Source organism: Brevibacillus sp. DP1.3A, assembly GCF_013284245.2.
In the GTDB taxonomy this organism is placed as follows: domain Bacteria; phylum Bacillota; class Bacilli; order Brevibacillales; family Brevibacillaceae; genus Brevibacillus.
The window spans coordinates 1,958,591-1,978,660 of the sequence record NZ_CP085876.1; the positions used below are offsets into that span (position 1 = coordinate 1,958,591).

A 20,070-nucleotide genomic window follows, 5' to 3' on the forward strand; every position below is an offset into this window, starting at 1 on the left:
GCCGAAATTGCGATGATTCATCGATTGGAACCAAATGAATATGCAAAAATCAGGATGCTACTGTCACCTGATAACGTGAACGATTTGACCATCCATGCGATTATTAATGGGACAAATCGAGGAGCGATTTACGTAGATGATGTGGAGCAGCCCCGGACAGCATTGGTCGATCAAACCGGCGTGATCAGTATTTTCGTAGGGGATGCTGCCAATGAAGCGTTCACAGCGGATCTGGGTGCCTTTATCGAGGGGGAATTGCGCAGATATACGACCGAATCATGCGGGGGCACTCATTTTCTGGCAGTTGTCCCAGATGAATCGTGGGAAGTGGCAGTGACCAAAGCTATCTCGCATCGAGAGATCGAAACGGATTGGGAGTATTACTACCAGTTCAATCCCGAGCAATTCCAAGCGCGAAAGGACAGCTATCGCCCTCTGCCTGAAGGGTACACTTTGAAAAAAATCGACGCAGGTGTCATAGAAAACGACCCTGACAACATCTTGATAGAAGTTGTAGAGGAATTCTATCATTCGGTGGATGATTTTTTGCAGTGGGGTGTAGGATTCTGCGTATGTAAAGGAAATACGATTGTGAGTGCCTGCCTGTCTTGCTGCATCCATGAGCATGACCATGAAATTAGCGTGGAAACATACGAGGAAGCAGACATGAACAAAGGCATTGCTACGCTTGCTTGCGTGGCGTACCTGGAGCATTGCATGGAACATGGACTGACACCGCACTGGACCACGTTGGAAACCAATGAGGAGTCAGTACGTCTGGGGACAAAGCTAGGATTTGAACCGAAAGAAAAGTGTAAAATACTGGAGTTCGAATACTAAAACGATACGGGTATCTATGGGTTGTCGAAATCACTTCGGCAACCTTTTTTACTAGGAAAGGAAGAGAATCAAGAGGGAAAAACGAGGTGAAAAGTGAATATTTTGATTAGTTATAGAAACCAACAGGATTCTTCGGGCAGGAGAGAGATAAACCAATGAACATGGCATTAATGGTTCCGTTGACGGAGCGGACGGCTGTTTTGATAGTGGCGGCCTTGCTTTTTACGCGTGTACGCGCATTCCGCAGCATATTGAACCAGCAAGCGACGTGGCGAGAAAAGGCACTGATGGTCGTCATTTTTTCCGCTATTTCCATACTGGGTACATATAATGGCATCTGGTATCAGGATGCGATTGCGAATTCACGCGTGATCGGGACTGTCGTGGCAGGCTTGCTGGCTGGTCCATGGGTAGGGCTGATGACGGGACTGATTGCGGGGATTCATCGCTATTCATTGGGTGGCTTTACGGACTTGGCTTGTGCTATTTCGACGATAGGTGAGGGCTTGTTTGCGGGATTAATCTATCAGTTCCGCCGTAACCGCAGCAAAAAAATCGGGTGGACGACAGCACTCGTCGTTGGTTTCTTGGCGGAGTGGCTGCAAATGGGAATTGTTTTGCTCATCGCTCGTCCTTACGCTGACGCATTGGCATTGGTGCAGGCCATTAGTGTACCGATGTCTGTCGTTAACTCGGTCGGAATTGCTATTTTGATCATTATTATTGATTTGGCCAAAAAGGAAGAGGATCGGATTGGCGCGCTCCAAGCCCAGCGAACGCTGCAAGTAGCGGACAAAACACTGTCTTACTTGCGTCAAGGGCTGACGTACGACTCTGCTCAAAAAGTAGCAGAGGAAATATTGCGGACGACGCGTGTAGCAGCGGTAGCGATTACCGATACGCGCTCTGTACTTGCGCATGTTGGCGCAGGCTCGTCCCATCACGTAGTGGGAGAAGGCATAACGACCAAGGCGACCCGTGAAGTTTTATCGACCAAAGAAGTGAAGATTGCCCAGACGAAAGAAGAGATTGGATGCAGGGAGACGAATTGTTCCTTGCGCTATGCAATCCTTGTCCCCCTGATGCGAAGACGTGAAGTGGCGGGCGTGCTCAAGCTGTATCAGGATCGCTCACGCAAACTGTCAGCAGTGGACTTGGAACTCGTACGCGGATTGGGGAACCTGATATCGAGTCAGCTCGAACTGGCTGAGCTTGAGAAGCAGTCCCGTCTGTTGGCAGATGCAGAAATCAAAGCCTTGCATGCGCAGATCAATCCGCATTTCTTGTTCAATGCGCTCAATACGATCGTTTCGTTTATTCGCTTCCGGCCCGAACAGGCCCGTGAACTGTTGATTCATTTGGGGGAGTACTTCCGGCGTAATTTGCATGACTCTGGCGGATATGTCAGTCTTGCGCGTGAACTGGAGCATATCGAAGCGTATTTGGCCATCGAACGTGCGAGGTTCGGGGACAAGCTCCATGTAGAGTACGACATCGAGGATGGCGTAGAGCGTTTTACCGTGCCGGGACTGATTTTGCAGCCGCTGGTAGAGAATGCAGTCAAACACGGGCTGTTGCCCAAGCGCGAAGGGGGAACCGTAGTGATTCGTGCCCGCCGCAAAGAAAAGCAAATCGTCGAACTGACAGTGGCAGATAATGGGGTCGGAATGGAAGTGGACCCATTCGAGCCAGCCCTAGATGAGAAGAGTACAGGGCGGCAATTATCTGGGATCGGTCTTGCCAATGTAAAAAGCCGTCTCCAGTCGATCTACGGAGAACCGTATGGAATCGTGATCGAGAGCAAAAGCGGGAGCGGCACAACATGCACCATACAATTACCGATAGGGGTGAACGTCAGTGCTCAAAGTGTTCATCGTCGATGATGAGACGCCTGCCAGAGAAGAACTGCGGTATTTGCTGGAGCAGTTTTCGGAAGTGTCCGTAGTAGGAGAGGCGGGCAGTGGGGAAGAGGCGTTGGAAGCGGTGCTTCAGACAGAGCCAGATGCGGTCTTTTTGGACATCCATTTGCAGGACAGGGATGGGGTCGACGTGGGGCAGGAGCTTCTGGAATCCATGGTCAATCCACCTGTCATCATCTTTGCAAGTGCGCATGAATTTCATGCGGTCCGAGCATTTGAGGCGGAAGCCGTCGATTATATCGTCAAGCCGTTCAGTGAAATGCGACTGGAAAAGACGATGAATCGGGTACGAAAAATGAGGCGGAAAAGTGAGCCTGCATTGGACGCGTCACCGCTGCTAGAGGAAAGGCTACAGTCCCTTCTGCAAAATGTGCTGGTCGATACTCAGCCGCGTCGTGTCCCGGTGGAAAAAAACGGAAAGATCATACTGATTGATCCAAACGAAATCGTCTATGCTACCTTGGAAGGAAGGCATGCGAGCATTTATACAACAGGTGAGCAATATGCGACTACGTTTACGTTGCAGGAGCTGGAGAGCAGGCTGTCACGCCAGCAGTTTTTTCGGACGCATCGCGCTTTTATTGTCAATTTATCCAAAACGGCAGAGCTCGTCCCTTGGTTCAAAGGCTCGATTCATCTAGTCATGCAGGATCATCGCAAAACAGAAGTGCCTGTCAGTCGCAATGTCGTGAAGGAATTGAAGAAACGTCTGGGGTTTTAATGCAAACAGACCAATCCTGCTCTCGTTTGGGAGAGTAGGGTTGGTCTGTTTTTTCGAATGCTTACATGGGATAGTCATCGTTTTTCTTACGTGTCACCATGATCCCGCCCAATACGATCAGGATCAAGCCGAGGATGCCGCCTACTTGGGTAGACGCCAGATTCGCGATCAAAAATACGATGGCAAGAACGGTGAGGATGCCAATGGGGATCAAGAGAGCGGGTTTGCGATTGCCGAATATGTACAGCTCGGTAAGCCCCACGGCAGGACCAATCAGAAAGAAGGGCCACGTCGTGCTCATATCCCCATGAAAAAATAGCTGGCTGAAAAAGAAGAGTGGGGCATAAACGAGCAAGATCCCGCCTGGCACGAGCAATCCAGCGCGATTCGGCTTTGGGTTCATAAAAAAGAAAATATGAAACCCGATTCCTGGGATGAGAAGGAAGACTGGCCAGAGCAAGTCCATTGCGAGCGGTACGTTCAGGTAGGTAGCCAGAACAAAAATCGCTCCGATTCCGATAATAATGTAACCCCCGATTCGTCGCATGTGCGTATTCTCCTTTTTGATTTCGATACCAATTTATGTATAACTTTAACATATTGTGGTGGAGATTGGATCAGACTCTGGGCGGAGACTTTCTACGTCCCAAAATTGAATGCGTTTACACTCAAACGAGGATGGTGCAGCTTGTGCTTGTTTTTGTACGGTTCAGCCATTTTTTATGTTGGCAAGTTGTCCGATGTGATACGTTTTTCTAAGGTTTATTGCCTGAATATTTCATAAATAGAAGGAGGCGACTTGGATGAAGAAATGGTTTCTTTCCCTCTTGATTTGGGGCGGGATAGCCGCATTGGGTGCTGTCGGGTTCGGGATGATAGCGCTCTGGCAAGGGGAATCAGTCAACTCGTTCTGGCTACTGACTGCCGCATTTTGCACTTATGCTGTATCTTATCGTTTTTACAGCAAATTCATAGCCAAAAAACTAATGGCGCTCGATGACAATCGCGCTACTCCGGCAGAAGTGAACAACGACGGCAAAGACTTCGTGCCGACGAACAAATGGGTGTTGTTTGGGCACCATTTCGCAGCGATTGCAGGTGCAGGCCCGCTTGTAGGTCCTACGCTGGCTGCGCAAATGGGATATTTGCCAGGAACGATCTGGATTATCGTCGGGGTCGTGATCGGTGGAGCGGTGCAGGACTTCATTATTCTGTTCGGATCGATGCGTCGCAACGGAAAGAGCCTCGGTCAAATTGCCAAGGAAGAGATTGGTCCTGTAGGTGGAGCACTCGCTTTGATTGGGATTATTGCCATTATGATTATCCTGATTGCTGTTTTGGCCATGGTTGTAGTTAACGCTCTTGCTGAATCACCGTGGGCTACCTTCACGATATTCATGACCCTACCTATCGCGATATTGATGGGATTGTACATGCGGTATATACGACCCGGGCAGGTATTGGAAGGCTCGATTATCGGGCTTGCCCTTCTGTTCGTTTCTCTCTGGCTCGGTCAAATCGTTGCTGCATCGCTAACATGGGGACCAGCCTTCACGTTTTCCAAGGTACAGCTTGCCTGGATGATTATTGTGTACGGCTTTATTGCTTCGGTTTTGCCTGTGTGGCTGCTGTTAGCTCCGCGCGATTACCTCAGCTCATTCTTGAAAGTAGGGACGATTGCGGTATTGGCGGTGGGAATCGTGCTGACACTGCCACCATTGCAAATGCCAGCACTGACGAAGTTCATTGATGGAACTGGCCCTGTTTTCGCAGGAAATCTGTTCCCCTTCTTGTTTATTACCATCGCATGCGGAGCTGTATCGGGATTCCATTCACTCGTAGCATCTGGAACGACGCCGAAGATGATCGCGAAGGAATCGCATGCGCCACTGATTGGTTATGGCGGGATGCTGATGGAGTCTGGCGTCGCGGTTATGGCGATGATTGCAGCGTGCGTCCTGACTCCCGGTGTCTATTTTGCGATCAACTCACCTGCCGCAGCAATTGGCGTGGATGCAGTCCAGGTTGCGACGACGATAACGGGCTGGGGCTATACCGTAACCCCTGACCACTTAACAACGCTCGCCAATGACATTCAGGAAAAGACGATCCTTTCCCGGACGGGCGGAGCGCCGTCACTGGCAATCGGGATGGCGACGATTTTCTCGGGTGTATTGGGTGGCAAGGCATTAATGGCATTCTGGTATCACTTTGCGATCTTGTTTGAGGCTGTCTTTATTTTGACAACGATTGATGCGGGAACGCGTGTCGGCCGATTTATGGTACAAGACATGCTTGGTAACGTCATTCCGAAAATGAAGGAAGTCAACTGGCTGCCAGGTAATTTGATTGGTTCTGGGATCATTACCATCGGATGGGGATACTTCCTGCTCCAAGGTGTCATGGACCCGTTGGGAGGCATTTACACTCTATGGCCGCTCTTTGGTATCGCCAACCAGATGCTCGCCGCGATTGCGTTTACAGTGGGAACGACGATTATTTTCAAAATGGGCAAAGCCGCCTACTCATGGATCACGCTCGTACCGATGGCTTGGCTGACGACGGCTACGCTGACAGCGGGCTGGCAAAAGCTGTTCCATCCTGATCCAAAAATCGGGTTCCTCTCGCATGCAGAAGCATTCCAAAAGGCATTGGATGCCGGTACGCTGCCAAAAGGAGTAAAAACGGTGGAAGCTGCACAAAAAATGATCTTCAACGACCAGATCGATGCGGTGGTATGTGCGATCTTCATGGTCATTACGATTGGGATCATTCTCGACGGAGCGCGGGTATGGATCAATATTCTCCGCGGCAAGCACTATCCGTTGCAGGAGTCGCCGTACATCAAGTCCAAAGGAAATGTATTTGACGGGAAAGGACATCACGTAGCATGAGGCGCAAGCTAAGGGCCATGCGAAAGGCAATGCGCAAAGTGAGCTCTGCTATTAAAACGATTTTTGGAATGCCCGACTATGATCGCTATCTCGCCCATTGGTATGAGACCCATGGGGCACCGGGTATCTTTCCGATGACAGAGCGTGAGTACTACATGTACGCATTGACCGAACGATTTGAAAAAGGCGGCGTAACGCGCTGCTGCTAAAGTGGTTATGTAAAAAAGGGTGTCTCCACGGTCAGAAAATGACGAGGAGGTACCCTTTTTCAATAATCCGGGCGCCGGGTGAAGCAACGACATTTCAGGCGTTTTCCTCATGGCTAACGTGTGGTGTAACAGCAGGTAAAGTATGGTACACTAAAAATATAGCATGGCCGATTTTTAGCACGAGCTGTCTCATCATTTTCGAATAATACGTCGAAGCTGCTCTTTCTAGATGAAAGGGGCGTGCTTTGCGAAAAAATAAGTCAAGTTTTAGGTGGCGATACGTGTGCAAGCATCAACACTGGCGGCTCTCAAGGAGCTTGCTTTGCAATGCGCCCGTTCAGCGGGTGAGCTGAGTCTGAAGCGAATGAAGGAGCCTTTTACCGTCGAGTATAAAACATCAGCCTCCGATCTTGTTACAGCCGTAGATAAAGAAGTGGAGAATCACGTCATTCAGATGATTCTTGCACGCTTCCCTGATCACGGCATTCTTGGAGAAGAGAGTGCACATGCGGAGGACTACAAGCAGTATGACACACTTTGGGTCATCGACCCGATTGATGGCACGACCAATTTTGTTCATCAGCAAATCAATTTTTCCGTTTCCATTGCCGTTTACCATAAGGGAGAGGGAATGGTTGGAGCGGTTTACGATCCTTCCAGAGACGAGTTGTTTTATGCCGTAAAAGGGGAAGGGGCTTTTCTCAATGATCGTCCCTTGCAGGTGAATCGAGCAGTAAGCCTGGAACAAGCTTTATTATGCACGAGCGTATTTTGGAACAAGCGTGCTGAGCAGATCGGTATCGACTTGATCGTGAAAAAGCTTGCTGGGAAGGTTCGCGGAATGCGCCTGCTAGGAAGCGCCGCTCTGGAGATGGCGTATGTGGCTGCGGGTAGACTGGATGGCTACGTCAGTATGCAGCTCAATGCGTGGGATTTCGGGGCAGCTCGCATTATTGTAGAGGAAGCGGGCGGCCGGGTGACGACCATGACGGGGACACCACTGCCGTACGACCAAAAAAGCAGCGTGATGGCTTGCAATCCGACTTTTTATGAGGAGTTGCAGCAGTTCCTGAAATCGGAACATACCGATGTACCTTCACAAAATTAAGTGTCACAAGAACCCACCGGACATGCGCGTCCAGTGGGTTTTCTTTTGCTATGCAGATTGGGTTTTCGTTTGGACGTCGGTTGCATATGCTATAAAAGCATAGCCGGAAGACGAGCAGCGACTGTATTTGTTGCGAAGTCGGCTTGTCCGAATAAGGGGGGATAACCATGACCCTGATCGAGGAAAGTGTAAAGTTGATCCTTCAGCATCAAGCGAGTACGGGGGCGTATCTCGCTTCACCCGCATTTATCCACTATCAGTATGCGTGGCTCCGCGATGGAACATTTACGGCCTACGCGATGAACCGTACCGGCAACCATGACAGCGCCCGCAAGTTTTACCAATGGTGCGATGATGTGATCCGAAAGCATGAGGCAAAGGCAAGAGCAGCCATTTCGGCAGTAAAAACAGGATTAGACAAAAATGATGCGGGGAACGACCGCTTTTTGCATACGCGCTATACAGCAGACGGAGAAGAAGTAGCAGGCGAATGGGGCAGCTTTCAGCTCGATGGCTACGGGACATGGCTGTGGGGGCTGGCAGAACATGTGCGGATGAGCGGGGATCATGACTTGGTTCACGAGCTGAAGCCATCTATTGAACTGACGATTGACTATGTAGTGGCGTGCTGGCAGCTCCCTAACTATGATTGCTGGGAAGAGGGAGGAGACCGAATCCACCCAGTGACGCTAGGAGCCATTTATGCCGGGATCAAGGCGATGGAGCCTTATTTGTCCGACCGAGCTTCCGAACTTGCTCAAGAAGGAGAGACCATTCGCCAATTCATACGCGAGCATGGTACAGCCAACGGGCGATTGATAAAATCTGTCGGGGACCATTCTGTAGATGCAAGTCTGCTCTGGTTGGCACTGCCGTATGGGATCGTCGATGTGGATGATCCGCTTATGATCCGAACTGTGCAGGCCATAGAAGAGGAGTTGCGCGTAGGATACGGCGTGCATCGCTACCCGGTCGATACGTATTACGGCGGAGGGCAGTGGTTGCTATTATCCGCTTGGTTGGGCTGGTATTACGTGAAAACGGGCAGGCGTGAAGAAGCCGAAAAGATAGCAGCGTGGATTGTTTCCCAGCGGCAAACGAGCGGACTGCCTGAACAAGTGCAGGAGCATTTGCTTTCTCCGGCTCATTATGAGATGTGGGTGGAGAGGGCAGGCTATCCTGCTGTGCCGCTCCTTTGGTCGCATGCGATGTTTCTCGTGTTGGCGGCAGAGCTTGGCATTCAGCACTAACCAGGAAGAAGGTCTTCCTGGTTTTTCTTATTACTGACATTGATTGACACCATTTGTTGCTATGCTCAGTTCAGGACCGAACAGAGTGGCTTTCAACCAGGATAAAAATGATACAGATCATGAAGCTCTTTATGCAGCCAGTCGATTAGCTCAGCAGGCTCCTCTACTGTTGCTTCCCTTCCCAGACTGAGTACAAACCGGGCAACCCAATCTATTTCGGAGGGCGTGACGGTATCGGTAATGAAGCCGGAGCCATCTGCCAGAAGCGTAATCTGATTGCCGAATGGATGGTGGCTTTCGGCTAGTTTGCAGCCTTTTCTCGTCAAGCGAATTTCCAGGGGAAGCTGCTCTCGTTCATCATTCTGTGAGACATGCGGATCAAGGACGACAGAAGGGGAATCCACAATCGTCATGGTTTGGATGCGGTCAACGCGCAGCTTGATCGTGCATTGCCTGAGAAAGCAGAAGCATTTGCAGTACCAGTAGCCATCGAAAGCGTACAAATAATCGGGTTGAATGATGCGGGTGCTTCGTCGGTTCAGGGAGTCGTACGCAATTTCCACAGCTTGTTGTGAAAGAGCAGCATCCAAGAGCGGTCGCAAAAAGGGCGCCTCCACACTTCTGCTCGGGTTCGTCACCCGCAGCTTTTTGCGTAGCTGCTCTACTCTAGTCAAAGCGTCTGTTGGAAGACTCGCGAGCAGCTTGGCGATCACAGACAAGGTTTCTTTTGCAAAAGGCTTGTCCGTGTAGGCGAGAAGAGCTTCATACGACAAAATCAGAGCAACGGCTTCCTCTGTCGTGAGGGCAAGGGGCGCTAGCTGATGGGATCGAATCAGCCTGTAACCACCGCCAGGACCGGGGGAAGCTTGCAAAGGCGCACCAGCCTCGCTGAGCAAGTGCAAGTCACGCAGCATCGTTCGTTTGGACACGGACAACGTATTGGCTAAATCACCCACGGTAAAGGTTTTTCCTGTGTGGAAAAGCGCAAGCAGTTCTAGTAAACGACCTGTTCGGTTCATACGTATTCCTCGCTTTAGCTAAAACGAATGAAAGGATGAGTCAAAGTGAAATCACTGACAGTTTATCAGCAGGGGACAAGGTTGCATGTGTTGGAAGGTGCACGAAATGGTGAAACCATTTTGTTCTTGCACCCTCAAGGCGGGACCTCGTCCATCTGGAACGACATGTTACCTTATTTTTCAGAGAATTTCCACATCATTTGTATGGATCTGCGTGGGCATGGCCAATCAGAGCATGCGGCTACTGGCTACGATATCAGAACGCAATGTGAGGATATACGGGCAGTTCTCGACCATGCTGGGGTAGAAAGAGTGCATCTGATTGGCAATTCTCTCGGCGGAGATATCGCCACCTTTTTTGCAGCGAGGTACCCTGACCGCGTGCGATCACTGATCAATCTGGATTCAGGCATGATTGATTTTGTGGGCCCAAATGGCGAACGGGAAGGATCAAAAGCTGAAGTTTTGGAGCAGTATCGCAAGCGTCCAGTGCCAGCGTTCCAGCATCGAGATGAGTTCGCTCCATATGCGAGGGAGCATTGGTATCCGTGGGACCCGTATTACGAAAAATGGTTTCAGCATGTGACGATCTACCCGCTGTCTGATGGTCTGATCACGTATCAGATACCGACTGCGATTAACCTTCAAATCATGGAGACAGTCTGTGATTGGCACTATGAAGATGCCTACGCACAAATGAGATGCCCGGTTCTGTTTCTCCCGGCGGAGACTGAGCCAAAGCTCGATGTGAAGCTCTCTCTCATCCAAAAGGTTACGAGGCATCCGCAAAGCAAAACGGTAGTCATTCCAAGCTCCAAGCACTTGATGCCGATCGATGCGCCACTAGCGACAAGTATGGAAATACTGGCGTTTCTAAGAGGTTTGGTGCTTGACGGTCCTTCTGGATAACCGAGGCTTCATCGTTGCGAACAGGACACCGACAAGCGTCACAACGCCACCAGCTATTCACTGATTCTTCTTTCTTTTCCATAGTAAGTAAGAAGTGGTAAAATATCTGCAACCACTCGGCTATCAAAAAACCAACCACTTTTATATAGAATCACCGATTTTGAATCTGGTATCGAAAGACTGGGTCAAATCGTCCGCGATAGTAGATAAAAGCAGAGGAAAGGTGGATGTGGAAGAAAATGGGATATATAGAAATAACGAAAAAGAATATAGAAACGGAGCACATATGCTGTGCATTAGGTGCAAAACAATACGAGCATGCAGTAGCCGAGAAGAAGAAGTGGTTGACAGAGCGAATGGATGAAGGGTTGGTGTTTTATCGCTTGGATGAGCGGGCAAAAGTGTTTATTGAATACTTGCCTGCGGAAATGGCATGGGTTCCAATTGAAGCGCCCAATTATATGTATATCAACTGCTTGTGGGTGTCTGGCAGATATAAAGAGAACGGGTATGCGAAACAATTGTTACATCATTGCAAGGAGGATGCCATCAAACGTGGCTTGGACGGAATCGTTCATATCGTAGGGAAGAACAAGTACCCGTATTTGAGTGAAAGACGTTTTTTTGAACATATGGGGTTTGAACTGGCAGATCAAGCAGAACCGTATTTTCAATTAGTGGTATGGAAATGGAATGAACAAGCTGCTATGCCGTCCTTTTATAAAACAGGACCGACTTCTTCAAAGGAGAATGGCGTCAGCATTTATTACACAGCACAGTGTCCATTTGCTGTTGGTGTTTTGGAAGAGTTGAGAAAAGTAGCGGAAGCGAAAAGTGTTCCCTTTCATTCGTACAAGCTGACAACGAGGGAAGCAGCACAGAACGCGCCTGTCATATGGACGACCTTTGGCTTGTTTTATCAGGGTGAATTTATTGCACATGAAATCATGAGTGCTAACAAATTTGAAAAATGGCTAACAGAGGTTCTCGCACACCAAAAGCCCCGCCAATCCCAATAGGCGAGGGCTTTGTTCGTGGGGCTACTTGCTCGTTGGCGTGAAGTCCATGCCTTTTACATATTGCTGGCTGTGAACGGCGAACTCTGCCGTGAGTGGGGAGATCGACTGCCAGTTGCGCACCGCGAGCACCACTTCCCTTGTAATCGGCGGCGATAGAGGGATCGCTACGACTTTGGGGATGACAGGTGGCATGTACAGCTCAGGCATAATGGTGACGCCGATATACTCCTGCACCATGGTCAAAATCGTATACACCTCACGCACTTCAAACGTAACCGTTGGGTTGATGTGATTCTCTTGCAGCATTTTTCGGATGCAGCCATCCTTTGGCATGATAAAACAACGCTCCGCGATTTCGGAAAAACGAAGGGTTTGACTGTCCTTCAACGGATGGGTATCTGGCAAAATGACCATCATTTCGTCTTGCAAGAGCAGCAAGGTTTGCATGTCCTTATCAGGCATGACGGTAAAGGCAATGTCGACAACTGAGCTGTGCAGCCAGTTGCTAATTTCATCACTATCGCCTTCCAAAAGCAGGATGTCCACGGTAGGAAACCGCTTGCGAAAGCTGCCCAAAAGTCCAGGTAAAAAGCGGGAGGCGACGCTGGGGATCGAGGCAATACGCAGGGTGCCGGACGTAATCCCGCGGGCCACGTTTGCTTCCTCCGTCATGCAGGATGTGATGTTCAAAATGTCGCGAGCGTGCGCAAGCATTCGCTCTCCGATGCTCGTTGGAGTGATCCCGCTGCGACTTCGCTGAAAAAGACTGACGCCTAGCTCTTTTTCTAGGGACTGTATCATTTGCGAGACGGCGGATTGCGTAAAGCCGATTTCTTCTGCTGCCCGCGTGAAGCTTCCAGCTTTTGCTGCGGCGACAAACACTTGCAGTTGGGTAAGCGTCATGTATCCTCGTTCCTTTTCATTAGTTTTATCTAATGAAAAATATTATAAATCATTGTTTTACTAATGGAAAAGAGCTTCGTATAGTAAAAGGCATCACCACCAAGAAAATACGAGGAGGAACATAGATGCATCCCGAATGGCAGCGAATTGCAAATGAATTTATCGAGGCGACCTCTTACCGGGTGGGCGAGCTGGAAAAAGGCTGGGCCTCTCGTTACGATTTTTCGAAAAGACCAGCGACGTATTTGCGCTATGAAGAGGTGTTTGCCCGCATTGATTTGGGCAAGCCGCAGTTTCCAGCGACCGTCGATTTGTGGGAGGTCCTCGCCAATCGAAGATCCAAGCGTAATTTCTTGAAGCAACCCATGACGCTTAACGAATTGAATCTCCTGCTGTGGGGTACACAGGGCATCACAGATGATATGGGAGACTATCAGTTACGCACGACGCCGTCTGCCGGTGCCCTGTATCCGATTGAGACGTACCTGATGATTAACAACGTAGAGGGACTGGAGAAAGGTCTGTATCACCTGGATGTACAGAATTGGTGCTTGGAGGGACTGAAGAGAGAAGACACTTCCGAGATCGCCTATCTGTTCACAGAAGAACAAGAGGTGACGAGACGGGCTGCTGTCAATTTCGTTTGGACAGCGATGGTGGATCGCACGAAAGACAAATACAAAGAACGTGCGTACCGCTATATTTGGTGGGATTCCGGGCACGTGTCGCAGAACCTGCATTTGGTAGCAAACGGGCTGGGGCTTGGGGTAACGACGATTGGTCACTGGATGGATCATGACATGAACGAATATTTAGGCATCGATGGCAAGTCTCATATGTCTGTTTTGATGGCATCAGTGGGCAAAATCGCAGGTGGTCATTGGCTGACGGACCGTCGACCGGAATAAGCAGTAAAAAAAGGATGGGCATAAGAAGCCGCATCCTTTTTTCATTCAGGATGGTGTGCCAAGTGCGATGTCATGTGCATAAAGTGTATCGCGCAGAACGGTCGCCATGAGCTGGTAGCCGAGGACATGCGGATGAAGTCCGTCGTCAGCCAATTCCTTGCGCAGTGTGATGCCATCTGCGTCCGTCATGCGGGAGTGATAATCGACATAGAGACAGCCTGCTTGTTCAGCAATAGCTTGAAACCGTTCATTGATAGTGATGACGAGCTCGTTTCGCTCACGGTTGCGTGCGTATCGGTCCATACATGTAGGCAAAAGGGAACAAAGAATGGGCTGGATGCCTTGCTCGAGAGCCGCATGCACCATTGCTTCTACATCAGTGGTCACCTGCTGGCAAATCTCTTGGGGTGTCAGTCGGTCGGAAGGCAAGAATGTGTCCAACGCCCACGTATTGTTAATCCCGATCATGATCATGACGTAACGTGGCTTCAATTGAAGGACATCCGCGACAAAACGTCTGCGGGCCTGTTCGGTTGTGTCACCACCGATCCCGCGATTGACGATCGTCTGACCGGACCGGCCAAAAAAGGTAGCGAGATCCCACCAATGCGTGATGGAATCGCCGAAAAAAACAAAATCGACTGGCTGCTGATGGAAGAGCAGCGCTTCATTATGAAAGTCAAATTCGTTACGTCGTCTGTCTGCTGGCGCATCGATACTGAAAAATCCGGGCTTTATGAGAGCTGGGCGCTGTTCGACCAAGCTACATCCCTCCTCGTCCAAAAGTTTACCATATCCCTGTAAGTGTAGTGTGCAGTTTCGTTTACTTCTTACTTGATTTTGCCGAGTGTACACGATAACATATGTTCTGAATAAGACTGATAACCATTATCAAAGTGTGGAAGTCTAAGAGAAGAGGGTGACCGTTGTGTCCATTGCCAAAATCATTCGAGAGCGCCGCTCTATTAAAAAAGACTATAAAACAGATACTGTGTCGGAAGAACTTGTTCTAGAGCTGTTGAATGACGCAGTGTACGCGCCGAACCATGGTATTCGTGAGCCATGGAGATTTATGTTTGTATCATCAGAGAAAAAAGAAGCGTTCGTAGAGAAGTTGATCACCTGCTATCCTTCAGAAGCCCATCAGGCGCGCAGAGACATGTACAACCAACCGGCAGCTTATTTGGTTGTTATCATGAAAGAAGATCCGCGCCAAAAACAATGGGAAGAAGATTTCAGTGCGACGGCTGCTCTCATTCAAAACTTCCAATTGCTCGCATGGGAGCGTGGATTAGGCGTAGTCTGGAAAACAAACGCACACAATTGGGACCCGAAGGCACACGCCATCTTGGGTGTTGCACCAGGAGAGAAAGTCGTTGGTTTCCTGCACCTCGGTTTTTTCGATCAGGAAAATGTACCAGCAGCACGCACACGTACATCTGCCGAAGAAAAGTTCACTCGGTTCGAATAAACGAAAAAACGAGACCATTCGAAGGTCTCGTTTTTTTGTGTAGACTGCACGACTTCGGTTACACTATTGCTTGATCGTTGCTTAATGAGCTCGACTTGAAATATGGGAGTAGGGTGTAGGGTATGAGAGTTTTTTGGACGCTACAAAACCAAGAAGTATGGCATATGTCTCAAGATCGGGGATATTTGCAAGGGGAACGAGACTACGCGATCTTCCCTAAAGAATATGAATGGATGATTCACCAGATGAAGAAGCGATTGTCAAAATATGAGGGAGAATATCCAATATGGTTGTGGGTGAACAAACCTGATTTGAGGGGTACAGGCTATTTTGAAAGTGGTGTAAAGTTCGTCCGTATCAAAGTTGAATTGGATGAACAATCGGTTTTACTATCTGACTATGATGAATGGCACATGGTATTAAATAATGACTTCCTAGCTAACAGTGAACAAGAGTATGAAGATTACGATCAAGGAAAAGGGATGATTTCAAAAGAGGAAAGCTGGGAACGTATCTTTGCGTGGGATAGAAAGCGAGACTCCAGTTGGGATGCAGACGAGGATAGAGAATTACAAGGGACAACGGGGAAAATAAGTCTAGCGAACGTAAAAAGCGTCGAGTACTTTATCGCGAGGTAATGGGAAAACGAGACCATGGGAAGGTCTCGTTTTTTCGTGATTATCTGGATGCTTCCAGTCCTACGACTTTTACCATGCTTGAAATGATCCCCAGATGGATGGACTCGTGCATGACGGCAAAGTTAAAGACTTCTCCTACCGTCGTAAACTGGAAGCGACCCATTGTAATAGGGGCTGGCAAAGCTGCCTCTAGCTGGTCAGGGGTGGCGGAGGACAACCGTTCAAGCTGTACGGACAAGTAGTGAATCAGCTCATCTTTCGAAGGTGGTGCAGTCGTCCAGTCAGAAGGCTTCGTTCCCGTCTGAAAAAGAGTAGCGAAAGAAGGGGGCAGGTCAGATTGATAAGGCAAGCCGATGGAAAGGAAATGCTGAAAACAAAAGACGATATGCCCGATATTCCAGCGAAGTGTATTTGAAAAAGCGGGGGATTGAACATCCAATCGCTCCTCAGGAATCATGGGAATCTGTTGCAGGCCAATTTGACGAACGGATGTGGCTGTAGTGATCAGGCTTTGAGACATGAGACAAAACCTCCCTATCATTTTCCTATGATTGACAGTGCTCTTACCGTCAACTAAAGTGTACGTCGTAGGGGAAATCGCAACAATCATGCTTTTCCGATTAGGATGATTAGTAAAAATGATAAGGCGCATGAGGTGAAGCAATGGAGCTCAGGCAATTGGAGTATTTTATGGCAATATGTGAGGAAATGCATTTTTCCCGGGCCTCAGAAAAGCTGTGTACCTCGCAGTCCAATCTCAGCCAGCAAATCAAGTTTTTAGAGAGTGAGCTGGGTGTCCCGCTGTTTGATCGCTTAGGCAAGCGAATCACGCTGACGGAAGCAGGAAAGGTATTGCTGGAACAGAGTCGGCATGTTTTTTCCCATATCGACTACGCACGTGAAGCAATTGCAGCCATGAAAAACAGCGAAGGGGGCACACTCACGATCGGTGTCCTGCCTGGCGATGCCGACTTGTTGTTTGATGCTCTTCTTGTAGAATTCCACCGCTTGTATCCGAAAACATCCTTATCCGTTATTGAGTCTACAAGAATAGTGGAGCAAATCACATCCGGCGAGATTGATTTGGGCGTGACTGTGTTACCTGAGCCGGATGAGAGAATCACTGTCATTCCGCTTTTTCACGAAGAGTTTGCACTGGCGGTTCATACCGCACATCCACTTGCCAAGGAAAAGGCAATCAAGCTTGAGCAGCTTCAAGATGTAAAAATGGTGATGTTTCCACCGGATCATCAAGCGAGACAGCTCATCAACCGCTATTGCTTACAGGAAGGCTTTCGTTTGCAGCCTCATATCGAGACGACCACACTCCTGTCTCTATTGACTCTTGTAAAAAAGGGGATCGGGGGCTGTATCCTGCCTAGCTTATTGCTGCAAAACGTAAACGACGACGAGATTGCGATCATCAGCCTCTTGCATCCGACACCCAGCCAAGACATCTGTCTAGTTTATCGCAGGGACAAATATATGGGGTTCGCCGCTCGTACTTTCATCGGTACGCTACAAACATATATTCAATCGGCTATCGACAACGCCCATGCTCCCACTACGAATAAAAATCGCTCGTAAGACTTTCCTTTCCTTGGTAAAATGCATATCATTACGAACCTTACGATCTGGTCGATGGGAGGAAGTTCACATGCATCCAAAAAAAGTCCCCCGTTAATCCCGAGGTCCTCCATTCATGTATTTGTGTCAGCTACCCCAAAATATATCAAGGGAGATGTACGTAAATGAACATGAATGGACCTATAAAAATATCTCGAAGTGAACGATTTCAAACCTGCCAAGAAATTGCTGCGAGATTACAGGAAGTATACAAAGAAAAAGTTCTCGCCATTGGGTTGTATGGTTCCGTTTCTCGAGGGACAGACGGCCCTTACTCGGATATCGAGATGTTTTGTGTACTAGAAGAATCAGGGGAAGAAATAGAATTTAGCTACGAATGGTCAGCGGGACCTTGGAAGGCTGAAGTGAATGTATGCAGTGCAGATGTTTTGCTGAACACTGCCGCTACGGTCGAGGATGATTGGCCGCTGACACATGGCCCATTCTTTTCTCCGCTGAGTCTATATGATCCGAAGGGCTTTTTTGAAACGCTCAAAAAAGCAGCAGAATCACCAGCGCAGGAAGAGTTCACAGAGGGAATCAACGGTATTCTCGTAGGGGAAATGTACGAGTTTATTGGCAAGTTGCGAAACGTAAATCTAAACGGCCCACATACCTATCTGCCCTACTTGGCTATGGAGTTTGCCCAATACGGTGCGATGTTGATCGGGCTGCATAACCGACAGCTTTACTCGACAGGGGCCAAGGTTTTGCCGGAAGCGCTGGAATTGCCACATCGTCCGGCTGGATTCGATCAGGTAGCTAGATTGGTGATGGCGGGGGATCTGACTGATTCAGCAAAAATCGTTAGCGCTTGCGAAGCATTCTGGGAGGGTCTCCAAGAGTGGGCTGCACAGCATCAGTATGTGATTCATTCAGAGAGAATCCCTTTTTAATCGATAAAAAACAAACGAGACCCCTTGCATGAGGGGTCTCGACTTACCAAGAAAGCCTTGCTACCTAGCGAGGCTTTTATTTTTGGGGCTTACTCAACTTTGCCGCTCAGATGCTCGTGAATGAGCTTCCATTCATCTGTCTCTGTTTTCGTAAAAATATTCGTGGCTCTACCACTTCCCGTGACGAATTCCCCGTTGTAATAGCCTTGATATTGATACGTATATACACAGCTAGCGGACCTTTGATCGACAGCAATCCACTGGACATCCGTAGCCGCATAGACTTCATCCTTGATCAGATGCCATGCATTTTCAAAGTAAGCGCGGATCTCACTCAAGGATGTACAAGTCTTGTTGGAAAACCAGTAAATGGCATTCGGATGAAGTACTTTTTCTACATTGGCAAAGTCATGTGTATTGGTAGCGTCAATATATTGCGCTAACGCCTGTTTATACCCTTCCACAAATGATCCCTCTCTCCGCTAAAAATGGTCTATTTATCCATATTTTATATGCTTGCGGCAAAGAAAAAAAGCCCGCCCGATGTAGAAGGGGGCTATTCGGGCGGAAATGGAGGACGTAATGTCCATCGTAGGGTCTGACACATTCATGATAGTTGTCTGATGTTAAGGAAGAGTAGAGAGAACATGAAGCATTTGTTAATTTTAGGTTTTGTATAAATGAGGAGGGCAAGCACCCGTTTTTTTCTTTTTAATCACTGGGATAGACAGGCATCCATACAGGAGAGATGCGGTTGTCATAAGCTGAATGGAGTACCGATCCTTGCCAGCAGATCGGTGCTTCCATCTGATTTCAATGAGAGGAGAGGTAAATTATGGGTTGCGATCGCGGTGGTTTCGGCTTTTTTGGTGGCGGGTTCATTTGGATTCTCATTATTATTTTTCTCGTGATTTGCTTCATTGATGACTAAGGTAATATTCCAAAGAAAAGACTCTGTGCTCTCATACAAGAGACAGAGTCTTTTTTCTGGTCCTTACTTCAAATGCTGCAAAAACTGACGTGTGCGCTCCTCACGCGGCTTTGCGAACAAATTGGAAGGTGTATCTCGCTCCACGATGACGCCTTGGTCCATGAAAATAACCTCGTCGGCAACTTCCCGAGCGAACCCCATCTCGTGAGTGACGACGATCATCGTCATCCCTTCCTGGGCAAGCTCCTTCATCACCTTCAACACTTCCCCAACGAGCTCCGGGTCGAGAGCGGAGGTAGGCTCGTCAAATAGCATGACTTGCGGGTCCATCGCCAGTGCCCGAGCAATGCCTACACGCTGCTGTTGTCCACCAGACAACTGTGCAGGATAATGGTCCAGCTTGTCACCGAGCCCTACTTTTGTCAGGAGAGCAGCGGCTTTCGCACGTGCTTTTTCTTTGTCTTCTTTTTTGACAGTGACAGGCCCCTCCATCACATTTTCAACGGCTGTCATATGCGGGAATAAATTGTAGTTTTGAAACACCATCCCGGTCTGCTTTCGCAGCTTCGGAATACTCGTTCTCTCTACTTTTTTGGAAAAGTCCAGCTTGACGTCGCCGATCTGGACGCTGCCGCTGTTCGGAACCTCAAGTGCATTCAGGCAGCGAAGCAAGGTTGTTTTCCCGGAGCCAGAAGGACCGATGATAACGACTACCTTTCCTTTTTCCACCGAGAGGGAAATGCCTTTGAGTACATGTAAGGTGTTGAATTGTTTATGCACATCTGTGATCGTAATCATGCGTTTTCACC

Annotated in this window: 21 protein-coding genes; 14 read left to right on the forward strand and 7 right to left on the reverse strand. The window is 48.8% G+C overall.

The genetic code is table 11. The features are described 5' to 3' along the window. The first annotated feature begins 12 nt into the window (after nt 1-12). From HP399_RS09040 to HP399_RS09050, 3 genes are all read left to right on the forward strand, one after another. Complete coding sequence (locus HP399_RS09040) at nt 13-840, forward strand: GNAT family N-acetyltransferase (protein WP_173618634.1); 828 nt, start codon at nt 13-15, stop codon at nt 838-840. 155 nt (nt 841-995) lie between these two features. Beyond that, entirely contained in the window at nt 996-2,723 is a 1,728-nt protein-coding gene (locus HP399_RS09045) for a sensor histidine kinase (RefSeq protein WP_173618633.1), read from the forward strand. Then, the gene (locus tag HP399_RS09050) at nt 2,698-3,480 is read left to right on the forward strand and encodes a LytR/AlgR family response regulator transcription factor (protein ID WP_173618632.1); all 783 of its coding nucleotides are present in this window, start codon (nt 2,698-2,700) and stop codon (nt 3,478-3,480) included. The genes HP399_RS09045 and HP399_RS09050 overlap by 26 nt, the downstream gene beginning before the upstream one ends. Nucleotides 3,481-3,541: 61 nt before the next feature. Here HP399_RS09050 and HP399_RS09055 read toward each other — a convergent pair whose 3' ends face one another. Continuing rightward, a complete protein-coding gene (locus HP399_RS09055; protein WP_007722938.1) occupies nt 3,542-4,027 on the reverse strand; it encodes a hypothetical protein in 486 nt (161 codons plus the stop codon). A 256-nt stretch (nt 4,028-4,283) separates the two neighbouring features. Here HP399_RS09055 and HP399_RS09060 point away from each other — a divergent pair, with 256 nt between their 5' ends. From HP399_RS09060 to HP399_RS09075, 4 genes are all read left to right on the forward strand, one after another. Further along, entirely contained in the window at nt 4,284-6,374 is a 2,091-nt protein-coding gene (locus HP399_RS09060; protein WP_173618631.1) for a carbon starvation CstA family protein, read from the forward strand. Next, nucleotides 6,371-6,583, forward strand: a complete 213-nt coding sequence (locus HP399_RS09065) for a CstA-like transporter-associated (seleno)protein (RefSeq protein ID WP_017250626.1) — start codon at nt 6,371-6,373, stop codon at nt 6,581-6,583. The genes HP399_RS09060 and HP399_RS09065 overlap by 4 nt, the downstream gene beginning before the upstream one ends. Before the next feature lie 283 nt (nt 6,584-6,866). Then, complete coding sequence (locus HP399_RS09070) at nt 6,867-7,691, forward strand: inositol monophosphatase family protein (protein WP_173618630.1); 825 nt, start codon at nt 6,867-6,869, stop codon at nt 7,689-7,691. Between the two features lie 167 nt (nt 7,692-7,858). Then, nucleotides 7,859-8,941 (forward strand): glycoside hydrolase family 15 protein, encoded by a 1,083-nt coding sequence (locus HP399_RS09075; RefSeq protein ID WP_173618629.1) that lies wholly within the window; start codon nt 7,859-7,861, stop codon nt 8,939-8,941. Between the two features lie 92 nt (nt 8,942-9,033). Here the strand turns inward: HP399_RS09075 and HP399_RS09080 are convergent, their stop codons facing one another. Beyond that, nucleotides 9,034-9,960: a helix-turn-helix transcriptional regulator gene (locus HP399_RS09080; RefSeq protein ID WP_173618628.1), complete on the reverse strand. Its 927-nt coding sequence runs from the start codon at nt 9,958-9,960 to the stop codon at nt 9,034-9,036. 45 nt (nt 9,961-10,005) lie between these two features. Between HP399_RS09080 and HP399_RS09085 the strand changes: the two genes are divergently transcribed. Further along, entirely contained in the window at nt 10,006-10,869 is an 864-nt protein-coding gene (locus HP399_RS09085; RefSeq protein WP_173618627.1) for an alpha/beta fold hydrolase, read from the forward strand. 239 nt (nt 10,870-11,108) lie between these two features. Then, on the forward strand, nt 11,109-11,888 hold the full coding sequence (locus HP399_RS09090) for a GNAT family N-acetyltransferase (protein WP_173618848.1): 780 nt from the start codon (nt 11,109-11,111) through the stop codon (nt 11,886-11,888). A 21-nt stretch (nt 11,889-11,909) separates the two neighbouring features. Here the strand turns inward: HP399_RS09090 and HP399_RS09095 are convergent, their stop codons facing one another. Further along, nucleotides 11,910-12,791, reverse strand: a complete 882-nt coding sequence (locus HP399_RS09095; RefSeq protein ID WP_173618626.1) for a LysR family transcriptional regulator — start codon at nt 12,789-12,791, stop codon at nt 11,910-11,912. Nucleotides 12,792-12,916: 125 nt separating this feature from the next. Here HP399_RS09095 and HP399_RS09100 point away from each other — a divergent pair, with 125 nt between their 5' ends. Beyond that, the gene (locus tag HP399_RS09100; protein ID WP_173618625.1) at nt 12,917-13,699 is read left to right on the forward strand and encodes a SagB/ThcOx family dehydrogenase; all 783 of its coding nucleotides are present in this window, start codon (nt 12,917-12,919) and stop codon (nt 13,697-13,699) included. A gap of 45 nt (nt 13,700-13,744) precedes the next feature. On the opposite strand, the gene HP399_RS09105 is transcribed toward HP399_RS09100, so the two are convergent. Then, nucleotides 13,745-14,461: a GDSL-type esterase/lipase family protein gene (locus HP399_RS09105; RefSeq protein ID WP_173618624.1), complete on the reverse strand. Its 717-nt coding sequence runs from the start codon at nt 14,459-14,461 to the stop codon at nt 13,745-13,747. Nucleotides 14,462-14,618: 157 nt separating this feature from the next. Between HP399_RS09105 and HP399_RS09110 the strand changes: the two genes are divergently transcribed. Together HP399_RS09110 and HP399_RS09115 are read left to right on the forward strand one after the other, a co-directional pair. Then, on the forward strand, nt 14,619-15,170 hold the full coding sequence (locus tag HP399_RS09110; RefSeq protein ID WP_173618623.1) for a nitroreductase family protein: 552 nt from the start codon (nt 14,619-14,621) through the stop codon (nt 15,168-15,170). Nucleotides 15,171-15,292: 122 nt separating this feature from the next. Next, the gene (locus HP399_RS09115) at nt 15,293-15,808 is read left to right on the forward strand and encodes a DUF3841 domain-containing protein (protein ID WP_173618622.1); all 516 of its coding nucleotides are present in this window, start codon (nt 15,293-15,295) and stop codon (nt 15,806-15,808) included. A gap of 40 nt (nt 15,809-15,848) precedes the next feature. Here the strand turns inward: HP399_RS09115 and HP399_RS09120 are convergent, their stop codons facing one another. After that, a complete protein-coding gene (locus HP399_RS09120) occupies nt 15,849-16,328 on the reverse strand; it encodes a DinB family protein (protein ID WP_173618621.1) in 480 nt (159 codons plus the stop codon). Between the two features lie 143 nt (nt 16,329-16,471). Between HP399_RS09120 and HP399_RS09125 the strand changes: the two genes are divergently transcribed. Next, on the forward strand, nt 16,472-17,395 hold the full coding sequence (locus HP399_RS09125) for a LysR family transcriptional regulator (RefSeq protein WP_173618620.1): 924 nt from the start codon (nt 16,472-16,474) through the stop codon (nt 17,393-17,395). Nucleotides 17,396-17,559: 164 nt separating this feature from the next. Further along, entirely contained in the window at nt 17,560-18,330 is a 771-nt protein-coding gene (locus HP399_RS09130; RefSeq protein WP_173618619.1) for an ANT(4')-I family aminoglycoside nucleotidyltransferase, read from the forward strand. 89 nt (nt 18,331-18,419) lie between these two features. Here HP399_RS09130 and HP399_RS09135 read toward each other — a convergent pair whose 3' ends face one another. Further along, a complete protein-coding gene (locus HP399_RS09135; protein WP_173618618.1) occupies nt 18,420-18,794 on the reverse strand; it encodes a YybH family protein in 375 nt (124 codons plus the stop codon). A 530-nt stretch (nt 18,795-19,324) separates the two neighbouring features. Continuing rightward, nucleotides 19,325-20,059 carry an amino acid ABC transporter ATP-binding protein gene (locus HP399_RS09140; protein ID WP_173618617.1) on the reverse strand — a complete coding sequence of 245 codons (735 nt, stop codon included), beginning with the start codon at nt 20,057-20,059 and terminating at the stop codon, nt 19,325-19,327. Nucleotides 20,060-20,070 lie beyond the last annotated feature (11 nt).

Excerpts from the sequence above, each read along its gene's own strand:
- HP399_RS09040 (WP_173618634.1), top strand. The coding sequence starts at position 13 with ATGATTCATCGATTGGAACCAAATGAATATGCAAAAATCAGGATGCTA.
- HP399_RS09045 (WP_173618633.1), top strand. The coding sequence starts at position 996 with ATGAACATGGCATTAATGGTTCCGTTGACGGAGCGGACGGCTGTTTTG.
- HP399_RS09055 (WP_007722938.1), bottom strand. The coding sequence starts at position 4,027 with ATGCGACGAATCGGGGGTTACATTATTATCGGAATCGGAGCGATTTTT.
- HP399_RS09060 (WP_173618631.1), top strand. The coding sequence starts at position 4,284 with ATGAAGAAATGGTTTCTTTCCCTCTTGATTTGGGGCGGGATAGCCGCA.
- HP399_RS09065 (WP_017250626.1), top strand. The coding sequence starts at position 6,371 with ATGAGGCGCAAGCTAAGGGCCATGCGAAAGGCAATGCGCAAAGTGAGC.
- HP399_RS09075 (WP_173618629.1), top strand. The coding sequence starts at position 7,859 with ATGACCCTGATCGAGGAAAGTGTAAAGTTGATCCTTCAGCATCAAGCG.
- HP399_RS09080 (WP_173618628.1), bottom strand. The coding sequence starts at position 9,960 with ATGAACCGAACAGGTCGTTTACTAGAACTGCTTGCGCTTTTCCACACA.
- HP399_RS09090 (WP_173618848.1), top strand. The coding sequence starts at position 11,109 with ATGGGATATATAGAAATAACGAAAAAGAATATAGAAACGGAGCACATA.
- HP399_RS09095 (WP_173618626.1), bottom strand. The coding sequence starts at position 12,791 with ATGACGCTTACCCAACTGCAAGTGTTTGTCGCCGCAGCAAAAGCTGGA.
- HP399_RS09100 (WP_173618625.1), top strand. The coding sequence starts at position 12,917 with ATGCATCCCGAATGGCAGCGAATTGCAAATGAATTTATCGAGGCGACC.
- HP399_RS09115 (WP_173618622.1), top strand. The coding sequence starts at position 15,293 with ATGAGAGTTTTTTGGACGCTACAAAACCAAGAAGTATGGCATATGTCT.
- HP399_RS09120 (WP_173618621.1), bottom strand. The coding sequence starts at position 16,328 with ATGTCTCAAAGCCTGATCACTACAGCCACATCCGTTCGTCAAATTGGC.
- HP399_RS09125 (WP_173618620.1), top strand. The coding sequence starts at position 16,472 with ATGGAGCTCAGGCAATTGGAGTATTTTATGGCAATATGTGAGGAAATG.
- HP399_RS09130 (WP_173618619.1), top strand. The coding sequence starts at position 17,560 with ATGAACATGAATGGACCTATAAAAATATCTCGAAGTGAACGATTTCAA.
- HP399_RS09140 (WP_173618617.1), bottom strand. The coding sequence starts at position 20,059 with ATGATTACGATCACAGATGTGCATAAACAATTCAACACCTTACATGTA.